Source organism: Glycomyces arizonensis DSM 44726 (genome assembly GCF_000482705.1).
Taxonomy (GTDB): domain Bacteria; phylum Actinomycetota; class Actinomycetes; order Mycobacteriales; family Micromonosporaceae; genus Glycomyces; species Glycomyces arizonensis.
Map to the genome: position 1 here is coordinate 211,637 of NZ_AXWO01000007.1, position 14,327 is coordinate 225,963.

Sequence of the window (14,327 nt, forward strand, 5' to 3'; positions counted from 1 at the left end):
CTTGACAAGAACCGGATCGGTGCGTAGCTTGGAGACGGCACTTCCAGTCATCGGAACAATATTTAGCAATCTATCAGGAACGCGGTTTCACGCGACTCGGGATGCCATCAGCAACTCCATGCAACGCCAACCCCACCCGTATCTCACCTCTTGGAGGCCCTTGTGGACCCGTCCCCAGGGATGCCCACCAGCGTCATCGCCGCCCCGATGGGACTGGAGCACGACGCCGTCATCGACCTGCTCCCCGGCCATGAGTTCCGCGAGCAGAGCGTGAACGGCACTCTGTTCCAGATCACCGAAGTCGCAGGGGAGCATGGCACCTGGAGGCTGGTCGTCACGATGACCGGCCGACAGAACGAAATGACGGCCGCGGCCATTGAACGCACCGTCGCCACGTTCGCGCCGCGGACGCTGATCCTCGTCGGCGTGGCCGGAGGCCGCCGCACCTCGGAGGTCGGCGACGTCATCGCCGCCACCGAGGTCTACGGCTACGAAATCGGACTGGAGAGCGACGACGGCTACTTTCCTCGTGCCAGCACGCTCCGTTCGGCCCACGCGCTCGTCCAGCAGGCGCACCAGGTCTCGCGGGAGGGCACCTGGCTCGGACGGCTCCGCCTCGGAGCCGGCGACCGGATCCCCAACGTGCACCTGCGCCCGCTCGCGGCCGGAAGCAAGGTCGTGGCCAGCAACTCCTCTCCCATCGCGAAGCTGATCGATCGCCACTGCGGCGACGCCCAGGGAATCGAGATGGAGGGGTTCGGTGCGCTCGCCGCGGCCTGGATGAACCAGTCTGTCGAAGCCATGGTGATCAGGGGTGTGTCCGACCTGCTCGCCGACAAGACCAAGGCCAAGGACAGGACGGATCAGCCGCGCGCCGCCCGGAACGCCGCGGCGTTCGCGCTCGCTGTCCTTGACCGCCTGGAATCGAGCCGCGCACCGCGGCCGGGAACCGAAACCTCTCAGCAGAAGAACGACCACAGTTCAGGAGTACAGACCATGCCGAAACGGAACAGCGACGATACTCACGGGAACATCTCGGGCGGAATCCATATTGCTGGCAATGTCAATACGACGGCCATGGGGCCCCATGCGAGGGGGTTCGCTGTGGCAGTCGGCGAGCACGCGCGAGGGGTGATGTACTCCGGCGTTGACGCCGACCAGCGCCGGCTCGAACAGGCCCTCGAGCTCATCGCCGACCTGCGCGAGGCCCTTGAGGAGGAACGCGACGCCGTCGGCGACCTCCACGAGGAGATCGCCGAGAGCGTCGACGAGATCGAAGACGACATCGAGAACCGCGAGCCGGACGCGCAGGTCCACGGGAAGCTCCAACTGCTCGAAGGCCTCGTGAAACCGTTCACCGCCTTGGCGGATCTCGTCGCGAAGATCATCGCGTTCTTCGGCGGCGGCGAGTCCTAGGCGGCGGGCCCACCTCTCTCGAAGGCGGAGCGGTCCCGGGTCTCCTCAGGCCCGGGCTCGCTCGCCTTCCCTCCCCGGGCCCGCCTGCCGACGGATCCGTTCGACGAACAGGAGTCCACCGATGCCCCCCGAGTTCGACCAGTCCCCTCCCGGACCCTTCGTAAACCACGCCGATGCATTGAATGACGCGATCGGCGCGCTCGTTGTTGAAGCCACGGCTGAGAAACCCACGGGGAACCAATCGAAGGACGGCGGCTTCTATATCGAGGTCAATGGAAATGTGAACACGGCAGCCTTCGGTTCCAACCCGCAAGGTACGGCCGGAATAGTAGGGAACGGCGCAGGAGGATCCCTACAAGAAGGAAAACCGAAGAGCACCGGCCCGTGGATCGGGCCCTCCTCGGCCTCCGGCGAGCGGGATCCCAACAGGTCGGTGTTCAGGGTCTCCCGCGGCGATCTCGACGGCCGATTCGAGTTCGACGAGCGGCTCCGCACCACGACCGATGTGCTCTGGGGACTCGACCGCGTCTGGCAGCTCGCGGTGATCGCCGACCGCGCCGACTACGATCTCGCAGCCGAACTGGCCGCCTGCGAGACCAAATGCCTTCACGAGGCCCTGCGGCGGCTCGGGCTTCCGCAGCGCCGATGGCTCGGGCTCGAACTCGACGGCTTCGGGAGACCCCCTGAAGGTGCGCTCTACGAGGCCGCCGCTCTCAGTGAAGGCGCTGGTCCGGAAGACCCCGTGCCCGCCTTCGTCCTCCGAGTCAAAGAGGCACCCAGCCAGCCCAGGGCGCTGGAAGAGCTCGTCAACAGGCTGCCCCACCAGTCGCCGATCGTCGTGCAGGTGGCGGGGACCTCGCTGATGCAGTCGGTGAACGACGCTCGCAGGATCCTGGACTCCTTGAGCGGACTGGGCCTGCTCGGCCGCAATGGAGTCGCGGTCCGCGCGGACTGGGCGGGCATCGAAGCCCCCGAGGCAGTCGTGCCGATCCTGAAGAAGCTGCAGAAAGAATTGGTCGGGTTGGACAGGGCCGAAGCGGATCACGAGCTGCGCTCGCTCAGAGCGATGAGCTGCGACAAATGGCGCGGCGTGCTCAGCGCCCTGGCGAGGCACGGAACCCAAGTGCCCGACGCCTCTGCCGGCGTCGACGCGGCCTGTGCCATCGCGCTTGAGAACGACTACGACCTCGATGTCTGGATCGACTCGCTCCCCGCGGCATCGCGCAGGAATCCGGCACTGGTCGGAGCCATCGGCCACGAGGGCGTCGGCATCTTCCTTCTGGGACTGCTGCGAATCGGGGAGCTGGGACGCGACGACGACATCGTCGGCTGGGCGACGAACCCTCACCTGCGGAGGGTCGTCGGCCTCTACTTGGAGCACGCGGACGACTGGCACGACGGAGTGAGGCTCGACAAGGTCGGCAATGTGGCAATGGCCGCATTCGCCTGGAGGGCCAATCTCGTGAACAGCCGACTGCTCTCGTATGCCGATTTCCGGCGCCCACTCGGCTGGGCGGGGCTGCACCGGACTCCGCTCAGGGAAGACGTCGCCCTGCGTCTCGCCGAGCTCGACCCCGAGCTGCGCCGCTTCGTCCGCTTCGTCGGAGCGGAGGAGCTCGATGACAGCGATGATCTCGCCGAACTCCGCTCGGCCGCATGGCCCGAGCCCTCCTGACACCCTTTGAAAGGAACCGCACGTGCTTGCAGACTGGTACTTCTGCGCCTGCCGCAGAGCGAGGGCCAAAGACATCACGACCTATCTCGAATGCGTCGAGATCCTGGACGCGCCCAGCGCGGACAAGCACTCGGTGGTCACGGCGCTGGAGGTGCTGTCCCAACCGGACAAGAGCGCCTTCGCCGTCCACTCGGTGCCGCGAATCCTGGCCCTCATAGACCGTCCCGGCATCGATCGCGGCTGCGTCGAGGCCGCCCGAGCACTGCTCGAATCCGTCTGCTCCCTGGTGCAGAACGAGGGGGTTCGACGAGGCCTGCTCAAGGCGTTCAACGTCTGTATGGAATCCAAAGAGGACTATATCGCATTCAGGGTCGCTCTCGAACGGGTGCCGAGCCTGGAGCCCACGCGATTGAGCAGGTCGACCACGCCGTACGCCGACGTCACCTCGCACGTCGACTCGGCCTGCATGCTCGTGCTGCTCGGCGAGCTGGCGGCGCGGGACCGCTCGAACGCGGAGGACCTCTACAGCAATGAGGAGCGCATCACGGCGCTCGTGGACCGCGCCAGGCAAGGCGACTGCGGCCGCATGTCCTACCTGCTCGCCGCCGAACTGGCCGTGAAGCTCGAACTCGACTCGGTCGAGGCCGTCGCCGCCGAGGTCGCCATGGCAGGCGAGGGCGCGGCCGATCTCGAACCGGACCTGGTCGGCACGGTGGCGCGCCTGACCGTTCGCGACTGGATCGAGGAGGGCGAACCGCGGAAGGCCGCCGAGCGCATCGGCGTCGAAGCCGCGGTCGGCCGGTACTGGGACCGCTGGCGCAGATACGGGCCGGAACCCCGCCACGCCGAGGAACTCCGCAGGACCGTCCTGGCCCGCATGATCGGCGATCAGCCGCTTCTGGCCACGCAGCTCAAGACCGGCGCGGTGATCTGGCACCACAGCTGGTGGTGGGAGGCCGTCCACCAGATCCCCCGCGAGGCCTCGACGGTCCTCGCCACTTGGTGGAGCCCGCCCGCGGACGCGAAACCGGTTCCCGGCGAAACCGTGGCGGTCATGCCCGGCTTCGACGCCGCGCCACCGTACAAGCCGGCGCTCCTGAACGCCCTGGTCGACATCGGAGGAACGGCCGAGGCGCCGGTCGAAGTGGGTTCCGGCGAGGTCGCGGCCGAACTGAACGCGAAACTCGTCTCCCCCTGGCTCCGCCGCGAGAACGACCTGCACCGCCCGGTGTCCAAGCCTGATCCCGCAATGGGACAGTACGGCCAGTTCGGCAGCCATCTCGAACCTGTGGCGCTTCGGTCCCTGGCCTCGGCGATCACCGCCGTGGGCCTGCTCCACACTCCAGGGGCCGAGGGCCGTGAGGACTGGCTCGACCTCGTGATGCACGGCAAGGACGTCATCCTGCACAGCTGCCTCTTCGGGGCGCTCCAGCATCATCGACAGGGCAAGAAGACCGATCTCCTGCCGCTCCCGATGCTGGGACTCTCCCTCTTCGCCGAGGGGCTGCTCAACCGGATCGGACAGGGCACCGATCCCGCCGTGACGCCGGCAGAGCTCGCCGGTCATCTGACGGACAGGTTCGAAACCGACCGAGGCGAGGACGGTCCGCGCGCGCGGATGTACCGCCGATCCGGCAAACGCGCGGTGCTCTACTGGCTCCGGCTCGCCAGGTCCGGAGGCGAGGGCCGCTACCGGAGCGATCGGGGGCGGTACTGGTTCAAACCCGTGGACGACTCGCCGTCGCAGCTGGTCGTCGCCGACCTCGTGGACGACGACGCGATGCTGCATCGGAGCGAGGACCCGGACCGAAACGAGCGGATCGCCGCCGAGCTGGCGCGCCGGGACATCTACGAGCAGCTCGCTCCCCTCGGATATCCCTTGGAGGAGGACGTCTCCCTCGACTGGTTCAACCGTTTCGACGAGCTGATCAGACTCAGCCGGAAGAAGAACGGCAAGGGAAGCGAGTTCCCCGTCGTCGAACGGCGCAGTCTCCTCGCGGCCCCCGACTACGACTTCGACACCTGGGAAGAGGACATCATGCCGCGGGCCTCCGAATGGGAGGAGACCAAGGGATGGAAGGACAACGGCGGCCCCCTCATCCTGGCCACGGTGCGCCTGTGCGCGGTGCTCAGACACCGCGCCGACACCGGATCGAGGGAGGGCGCCGAATGGATCGGCGAGTGGCGCGACGCCGTCACAGCGATCAAGAACCCCGGTGAATTCCCGCAGTCGCTGCGGCACTACATGATCGAGCGAATCCTCTCCACCCCGTGGCCCTCCGACCCGAGTGTCCGGGACGACGTCGGCGAGGTCACCGACCTCGTCATCGACGCGATCCTGGAGTTCAGCGGCAACGCGGTCTGGTACTACGACAAGCTGTTCACCACGCTCACCGGCGAGGGCTTCCGCAAGGACCGCGACAAGGCCGAACTCGACCGCGTGTACTCGAGGACCGCCAAGCGCTTCCTCGCCCTGCGCGGCATGGAACCTGCCGCCGACCGAGGACCGTACGAGCTCATCGAGTCCAGGAACGCCGAGACGGCCGCCCGCTATCTCTTCAACCGGTTCCTCAGCGCCGTGAGCGAGCGCTGGCTCCCCGGCAGCCGCGCGTCCCTGGGCCGCGAGATCGCCGATGCCTTCGCCGAGGCGCTGACCCCCGAGATCATCGGGCGCATCCCCGCCACCGATGCCCTCAACGACCGCCTCCTCGCATTGGGGGCGGTCTCGGACGAGTACAGCGGTCGGCGCTGGCTGATCGCGCCGAAGGACACCGGAGCGGACATGGTGCCGGTCCCCGCGCCGGGCGCCCGGCCGGCCACCGTCCTCGGTGTGCTCGTCGACAGCCGAACCGAAGACGGCGGCGTCACGGCCCGGTTCGACTGCGGCCTGGACGAACTCGTCGAGCACCGGTTGAACGCGGAGGACCCGCGGGCGCCCGGCGACCAGTTCGAGGTGAGTCTCAGGAACGGCCGCATCGCGGAAGTGAGGCCCCTGGTCGGCCTCGGCCGCGAACGGCGCCACGGCGAGGTGCGGCCGGCCGAAGTCGCGCCGATCGACGACTTCCCCCGTTTGAGGGTCGCGGTGGAGGGAGATCCCGAATGGATGCTTCCCGAGGGTGACTCCGGCACGGCCACCTTGGTCAGGAACCGTTGGGAACCGGATGTGCTCCGGTCCCTCCAAGGCGAGGACCCGTGGACGACCTTCGTCCGATGGGACGCCGACCGCGATGCCTGGCTGCCCGTGGAGCGCTCGTCGAGCGAGCTCATCGCCAGCGAATTCGGCGGCGCCCGGACCTGGCTCTCGAGCCTGCCGGTCGTGTTCGGCGACATGACCGACCCCGAGTTCCCCGGCAGGCCGCGCAGCTGGCGGGTCGTGGTCCGGCCCGGGGAGACCTATCTGGTGCGCGGTTCGGACTGGGATGACAGGTCGCTGAGTCTCCTCACGGACAAGGCCGATGCAGAGAAGGCCGACCCGACCGGGCTGCGCGCGTCGATTCAGGTCGACCGCCGCACTGGACGCATCTCCATCGTCGAAGGCGCCGGTGACGACGGGGACTTCGACGAGCGGAATCGCCGCTGGCTCGAATTCGACCTGCCCGAGGCGTGCATCGCCCGCTTCGACGGCGATCGATGGCACCTCCCGACTGACCAGTTCGACGAGGTGCCGGAAGGGATTCCCCCACGGATCGGTGTGACGGGCATGGAGAGCACCGAATCGACCGACGACTGCCTCTGCGAGATCGAATCGGTCTGGGACGAGCGCACTGCGCGTCGCGCCGAAGTGCACGGCAAGTGGCAGAAGGGCCTCGACGGCATCAGCGACCCGCAGCTTCCCAGTGAGGAGCGCTACCTGGCGTTGACCGGGAACGAGCGGGACCGGGTAGTGCGGCTCGGAAGGATCCCCAACGCGCGAACCGCGAGGCCCTTCGTCCTCTGCGGCGTCGAAGGCAGCGATCTCCAGGTGCAGCTCCACAGCGAGACGGTCAGTCTGGCCGGCGTCGAGACCGGAGCGGGCTGGCGGAGCGGGTTCAGGACGAAGCGGCGAGCCGTCGTCGTGAAGGACGGACCGAGCAGCACGGCGGTGCCGACCTGGCGGGAAGTGCCGGAAGCGGAGCTCCACCGCGTGCTCGGCTCCGATGGCGACCACGTGCTGCGTGAAGGGCTCCGACGCATTGACGGATGCGTGGTGGAGCCGATCGGCTCCGACGAGCACGGCAGGTACTGCGGCGTCTGGTTGCGCATCGCCGAAGGCCGCGCTCCGCTCTATGTACGGATTCCCGAGCAGTACCTCGGAGCGGTGAACCGGATCGGCGACCCGGTCCGGATCCGCCGCGAAGACCATCGGTGGCTCGTCTGCGCCGAGCGGCGCATCATACGGGCACGCGCGCTGTTCGAGACGGCGGACGAGCCGGGCGAGGGCTGGATCCGGATCGGCCGCTCCCCGACCGTCGGCCGCCCGCGCGAACTGCTTCAGGACCCGCACCGCCCCGTCGTCGCGTGGCGCGGCGCGGCCGGTGCCGGAGAGACGGCGTTCGCGGGCGCCGAGCTGCGGCAGTCCGGCAAGGAGACCTGGTCCGAGGAGGGCACGAAGTACCTGAACGTGCAGGCGACGGACCGGCGGCGCAAGGCGGCCTTCTTCTCGCGCGCGCGGCAGCGGTACCTCGGGGGCCATGTCGTCGTGGACCACATCGAGCTGCGGGAGACTCGCATCGACGGCATGGTCCTGCTGCGTTCGGAGATCGTCTCGCGGCCCGCCGGAGGCGGCGGACGCCGTGCCGGCCGGATACAGCCGCCGGGTACCGAGAGCGCCCACGACGCGTGGAAGGCGCTGCTGGAAGAGAACGACGACCACCTCGTCGGCACGCTGGGGAAGGGGGGAACCCTGTTCGTTCCGCCGGTCGACACGCTCGTGCCGCAACCGGAAGGCGGCTTCGGCGACACGTTGCCGCTCAAGCCGGGCACGCGCCCGCCGGTACTCGTCAAGAACGGGTTCCCGGAGAGCCACGTCCGCGTGCGCGTGGTCCCGTACCGCAGGGGCTACGCCGCCTCGTTCGACGTGAACGATGTGAAACCGCTGACCGCGGACGAGATGTCCGAGACGCTGAACCGGCTGGGCAAAGTGAGTAAGAACGGCAAGACCTGGTTCGGCAACCGGCCCGTCTTCTACCTGGGGCGCAAGACCGTCAAGGGCCGCGAATTCCACCAGTTCTGCTGGGGACTCGGCTGGGTCGCCGACGTGGCCGCGGACCGGCTGCTCGTCGCCGGCAAGCCCGTCACCGTCAATTCGACGGCGCTCTTCCACGGCGACCGAGTGCGCGCCGCCGTATTCAAGCGGACCGAGGATCCCGAGAAGACGTCGGTCCAGATCTGGCCGAGCGACATCACGCACTACCTCGCCTCGCAGATCTACGAGGAGTCGCGCCTCGGGATCGTCCACGAAGCACTGGTCGACATCGACGAGAGCTCGGGCCGCGCCGTGGTCCGGTGCATCCGGCTCCGGGACCTGCGGTCCGGCAGGCCCGAGGGACTGGAGAAGCGACTCCACGGGCGGGCGCGGATCGGCGAGAAGTCGATCTCCGCGCTGTTCGAGCACTACTGGCACCGGGTGGAGGCCGGGGACACCGACAACCGGTTCTGGGTCAACGTCAGGGCGGACAGGGAGGTCATCAAGGACAGCCAGGGCGAAGTGCTCGGCTTCGAGTACGTCCCGCCCGTCCTCTCCAGCACGCCGGACGGCAACGGATTGCGGGTGGGCGATCACCTCTATCTCGAGGTGACCGACGTCCACCGGCAGCCGAACGACCTCCTGCTCGAATTCGGCCTGCCGCACGAGGTGCGCTCCGACCCGGATTCGGCCCTCCACGTCGCCGTCAGCAGGAGGCGGTACTCGATCCAGCACGATGCCCTGCGGCGGGAACTGGAGCGCCATGGGGGCTCGAACAGCCACCTCAACGGCGTCTCGAACGGCGGTCTCAATGGCGTTCGGATGCTCGTGAAGCTGACCAAGGCGCCGCGAAATCCGCAGACCGCCAACCGCTGGGAGGGAGCCACGAACGACCCGCCCATGCGAGAGCTGTCGACTCTCCTGTCCTTCCTGCAGCACCAAGGCGGCGCCTATAACGCGTTCCTCGGCCAAACCAAGATCGAACTGCGCCCAGGGCTGCTGTGGTCCACCAAGAGCATCGCCGGCCTCAAGGGCATTCCGCACGGATCGGTGGTGCGGTTGGCGCCTGACGGCAAACGGATCGTCGCCTCTCAGGCCGTCCCCGCGGAACAGGAGTACTTGAGCGCCCAGCGCCCGTTGATCCTGCTGCCCATGAACCCCCTCAAGAACGTGGACCTCTCTGACGTGCCGAAGGTCGAGAAGGGGTACACGGCCGCGGGGTTCCCGGGAGTCCGCCTGCTGGTCAGGCCAGACGCCGTGGACCTGCTCGCGGTCGGACACCCCAAGCTCGGAGCGGTCGGAGAAGCGGGAACCGATCGCGTCGTCGTGAAGCCGGTCGCCCGTCTGGACCGCGCGGTGGCCGCCAAGGTCGGTGACGGCCGTGAAGGGGGCGATGCCGTCCCCCTCGAACTCAGGGGCGACGGGGCGGCGCACGAGACCGCCGCACCAGAGGTGGCGTGGTCGCAGCTGGCGTTCAGGGAAGGCTCGCGGGCGGACCTGTGGCAGGCCTGCCGGCACGCGAACTGGCGCTACCACGACCTCAAGACCTTTGACCGCACAAGGGAATCGTCCGAGCGCGAGTACTACATCGCCAGGCAGGGGGGCCACAGGCTCACCGTCATGGACGAACCGGTGTTCTTCCATGAGGAACAGGGCCGCCTGACGCTCCGCTACCCGCAGGACCGACTCGCCCGCTTCGGGTACCCGGTCAACGAGCTCCTCATGGGCATGCGGAGAAACCAGGAGCGCCGGTTCACGGTGGCTGGACCGACCTCGGCGCCCTCCAAGACGGGCGGGCTCTGGGTCGAGGTCAGCCCGGGCCGCATCTTCGAGGTCCCCGGCTCCATCCTCACCGCGTCGAGCGGCGGCGACGCGCTGGGGGACCGCGTCGAATGGGCGGCGTTCGGCCCCGGCGACTCGGTGTGGCTCAAGGCGATCGCCGAGCCCGGCGAACTCGGGCGACTCGAACTGCTGGACTGGGCGCCGAACCTCCGGTCCGCCATGAGCGGTGCTTCGAGGCGAATGCTGCTCGATGTCACCGGAGCCGACCACAAGCGGGGTTGCCTGTACCTTGGGACGGTCGATCGTCCGGTGCGCTACCCGGTGGGTCCTCGTGAGCTCATGAAGTACCGGGAGGAGCCGGCGGTCTGGCTCGGCCGGGACAACACGCTCGCCTCCGCGTCCGGATCGGGTCCAGCGCCCGACGACACGGTCCTGCTCGGCCTCGATGGTGAAGGGGAGTTCCGAGTCCTCGGCCTGCCGGACGCGTCGGTGGAACTGAGTGAGGCGGACTCCCGCACCTGGCCTTTCGCCGAATGGCTGCACCGTGCCCTCGCGGACCCGGTGCTGCGCGCCGACGTCATCGCCGGGTGCGGCGGCGGGCTGCCGGTCACCGTCGAAGCGTGCGAGGACGGCGCCGTCACAGTGTCGCGGCGGTTGCAGCCGAGTAGCAGGTGGCCGAAGGGGCCGTCGAAGACGCTGATGTTCGGCCAGGCCAAGGCCCATCTCGGCGGCGGGCAGCTGATCGTGTCCCAGGGTTCGGTGCTGCGGCAGCTCCCCATCGGCGGGCTCGTCCACGGTCTCGAAGGCGAAGACATCGCACTCGTCGCCGAGCGCCTGCCGGAGACGGGGAACCTGTGGTGGCGGTCGGCACCGGGCAAGAGCGAGCCCGGCTCGGCTGAGCCCCGGTGGGGTTGGCGACCGGAGATCGAGGTGGAGATCGTCGACGGTGTCGACCGCGGCGGCAAGTGTGCCGGGCTGCTGTGCAGGGACGTCCTGACCAAGGCGCTGCACTGGATGCCGGTCGGCCAGGCCGCGTGGACGCAGGACCTGGACGCCAAGGCGCTCCGGAACTGCCTGGGTGAGAGGATCACCGTGGCGCTGCGGCCGAATCTCTCGGTCTCGATCGTCGACAGGATCGGTGCCAAGCGGCAGTTCGCCGACCTCTCGCTCGGGAGCCGCTTCGGAGCCACGCTCCGAAGCCAGCACGGGACGTCGAAGTGGCTTGCGACGACAGAGCCGTTCGGCATTCCGCTGCTCTTCAAGCCGCGCGGCCGCGGTGTCGTACCGGGCGAGCAGTGCGAGGTCGAGGTCGAGAACTACGCGGCGGTCCCCGACCGGTCCGTGGACGGTGGCATGCGGCGCACCGTGAGGGCGGTGTTCTCCGGAACCCGGACGGCGTTCATCGACCTGCCGCGATGGATGCGCTCTGCCATCGCGCACCGAGAGGAGGACAAGTCCGGGCTTCCGGACGTGGTCCTCCACAAGCGGTACGCCGATCTGGTCGGCGGCAGTATTTCCTATCAGGACGCCACGGACAGCACCGCGAGGCTGCTGCACGCGGCGGGGCTGATCCTCCGGTCGGAACCGGTGTTGGACCCGCCCGCGTTGCTGCGCGAGTGGATGCGCGAGCACGGGCGCGCCTCGTTCGACCTCAAGGCCACCGCCGAGCCCGACCTGGCGCCGATGCTCGCGGCCGTCCTCGTCTGCGATGCGGCGGAGGCGGAGGACCAGAGCCTTACCGGGACGGCGGTGCTCATGGCCTACTTCCTCGGGGTCGCCGCCACGAGGGCCCTGCACACTGAGCCGATCGTCACCGAATGGCTGGCCAGTCCCGGCGGTGTCCTCGAAGGCCCCAGAGGGCTCTGGCAGCGGCTGCGAGAGTCCATACCAAATGGATCTGGCGATAAAGGACTCAAGGGGGAAGAGCGCAGGCAGATCGCGGCGTGCTGCCGGGCGATCCTCCTGCGGCACACCGAGGTGAGGGACGATGCTTCCATCGGTGCGGTGGCACGCGGCATAACCGCGGCCCTCGGCCGACCCGAGGACGCCGAGGCGACCGTCGTGCGGGACGCCGGGATTCTCGGTCCACTGAGCGCCTTCGCGAGGGTGCTCCATCCGCGTTCGCGGCCCGCGCCGTGCCAGACGAGTCTGACGGACGACCAGCGCAAGGTGCTGCGGCTCAGCATGGCCCAGTTGGCGGAGTTCCCCTTCATAACCCCGCCGATGCGGCACCTGCACCTGCCGCAGGACCTGGTCAAGGTGCTGCTGGACCGGTTCTCGGAGAGCGTGGAAAGCGGTCCCCGAGCCGATCTCCCCTGACGGAGGACGCACGAAGCCCTTGCCCGACGGTCCCGCCGCAACGCGGCAGGACCGCCGGGCAAGGGCTCTTGTCGCAAAGGATTCCTCTTACAGGCGATTCTCGGCTCTCACTTGGCCACGGAGCCGCGGCTGCCGCGGCCGACCGAGCCGACGGTCGCGGACGCGCCGTGCCCGATCGCACCGGCGTCGATGCGGCCGTAGTTGACGATGCCGTGGTTGACGATGGTCTCGGCGAATCCGGTCAGCTGCGAGGTGTCGACCTTGTCGCCGAGGTACTCGACGACCGTGTGGAGCAGCTGCGCCTCCAGGATCTCGGTGTACTTCACCGCGTCGCGGCCCTGGAAGTAGTTGTGGAGGTGGATGTCGCTGCCCAGTTCGCGGACGGTCGCCACCGCGCCGACGTCGTCGCCGTTCCCGCCGCCGCCGGACATCGCGTTCCTGATCCCGTCGACGGCGGCTCGGGCCAGGCCGATCGGGCCGGTGATGAGCGAGAGCGGGGCGCCCGCCGCGCCGATGGCGGCGCTCAGCGCGACGCGCTTGTCCCCGGAAGGCGCATTGCGCCCGAACACGTGGTACGCCTCGCGGGTCGGCGGCAGGTTGTAGCTGTGGAATTCCATGTAGAGCGTCTCGCCCTGGATCGCGGTGTGGATGAAGATCGTGGTGACCAGTTCGCCGTCCCACGAGGACGCCTGGCAGACCAGGTAGTGTCGAGCGGCGCTGGTCGGGTCCGCCTGGATGCCGGCGACCGAGTCCGGCAGGTTGTCTCTGCGGAGTTGGCGCAGGAAGTGCGCGGGCGCGGAGGTGTCGACGCCCGAGACGTAGACCCGGTCGGCCAGTTCGAGTCCGGGCAGGTGGCGGGAGTGGCCGCGGTCGGCCGCCAGTGCGCTGACGGCGTCGCGGATGTGGTCGTTGAGAGCCGAGGAGCTGAAGTGCGGCCAGACCGGGTCGGCCTGGGTCTCCGCGCCGTTCTTCGGGCGCATGGGCATGGCGAACTGCCACGTCGCTATCGACCTGCCCGCGCCGACGAACGGCTTGCGGTAGGCGCTGTAGTTGACGACCTCGGCATTGCCCTGCCGGCTGCTGATGGTCCTGAGCCGGTCGTCGAGGTACGGCTCGCCCCTGTCTTCGTCGATGCGGTTGATCCAGACCCCGCGCATCCCTCCGAAAGCGGCGGTGGCGACGGTCAGGGAGATCAGCAGGATCCAGAGCCCGGCGACGCGGCCGCCGCTCGCCCCAGTGGGGTAGAACAGCGCCTGGATGATCGGCTCGGCGAAGAAGGTGAGTGCGACCAGGGCCGAGCCGCCGATGAGGAGCTGGACGATGGTGAGGTCCTCGTTGTTCTCTCCCGCCGCGTGCTGCACACTCCAGCCGACCAGGGCCCAGATGAACAGGAACAGCAGCATTCCCGGATGGAGGAGCGCGCTGAGCGTGGTGAAGACGATCAGGACGGCGACGCCGGTGGTGAGGAAGTGCTGGCCGAGCTCGCGGCCGCGCGCGGTTCTCGCGTGGCTCAGCACCAGTGCGGTGTTCACTCCCGGGCTGGGGGCGAGCGCCCGGTCGGGGCGGTGGTAGATCTCGTTCATGATCTTGTCCCGGAAGGACTTGTCGAGGTGGGCACCGGCGCACAGGTGCTTCGCGACCGCGCTCTTGTCGGGATCGAGCCTGTGCGGTGGAGCTTGCGGTGAGGCCTGCTTCGGAACGTCGTGCATGGCGGAGCGTCTCGCTTTCGTTTTCAGGCGCACTTCGTCACGGGCTCAGCGGTGGAGCATTCGGCGCTGGAGACCCCGAACGGGGGAGCCGACGAATCCAGTCGGCCCCAGGATGTGCGCGGAGATCGATGAAGGGGTGTGGAGTTGAAAGAAAGGCGGTGACGGACAGTGCCGTCTGATGCCAACTTACTGCATATTGTATAAATGACTGTAATTGGTAAGCCGACTGTACCCATCGCGCGAGTTTTTGTCAACTAATCAA

At 68.4% G+C, this 14,327-nt stretch carries 4 protein-coding genes; 3 read left to right on the forward strand and 1 reads right to left on the reverse strand.

Annotation, left to right across the window (positions count from 1 at the left end):
• Positions 1-162: 162 nt before the first annotated feature.
• From H613_RS25480 to H613_RS0108945, 3 genes are all read left to right on the forward strand, one after another.
• Positions 163-1,416: a 5'-methylthioadenosine/S-adenosylhomocysteine nucleosidase family protein gene (locus H613_RS25480; protein WP_156925921.1), complete on the forward strand. Its 1,254-nt coding sequence runs from the start codon at positions 163-165 to the stop codon at positions 1,414-1,416.
• 121 nt (positions 1,417-1,537) lie between these two features.
• Positions 1,538-3,091, forward strand: coding sequence for a hypothetical protein (locus H613_RS0108940; RefSeq protein ID WP_156925922.1), 1,554 nt, complete (start codon positions 1,538-1,540; stop codon positions 3,089-3,091).
• A gap of 22 nt (positions 3,092-3,113) precedes the next feature.
• Positions 3,114-12,356: a hypothetical protein gene (locus H613_RS0108945; protein ID WP_026923524.1), complete on the forward strand. Its 9,243-nt coding sequence runs from the start codon at positions 3,114-3,116 to the stop codon at positions 12,354-12,356.
• Positions 12,357-12,463: 107 nt separating this feature from the next.
• On the opposite strand, the gene H613_RS0108950 is transcribed toward H613_RS0108945, so the two are convergent.
• Positions 12,464-14,065: an AbeC-like domain-containing protein gene (locus H613_RS0108950; protein ID WP_026923525.1), complete on the reverse strand. Its 1,602-nt coding sequence runs from the start codon at positions 14,063-14,065 to the stop codon at positions 12,464-12,466.
• Positions 14,066-14,327 lie beyond the last annotated feature (262 nt).

What these genes read in the sequence shown, in the direction of transcription:
- H613_RS0108950 (WP_026923525.1), bottom strand. Translation starts at nt 14,065, where the DNA reads ATGCACGACGTTCCGAAGCAGGCCTCACCGCAAGCTCCACCGCACAGG.
- H613_RS0108940 (WP_156925922.1), top strand. Translation starts at nt 1,538, where the DNA reads ATGCCCCCCGAGTTCGACCAGTCCCCTCCCGGACCCTTCGTAAACCAC.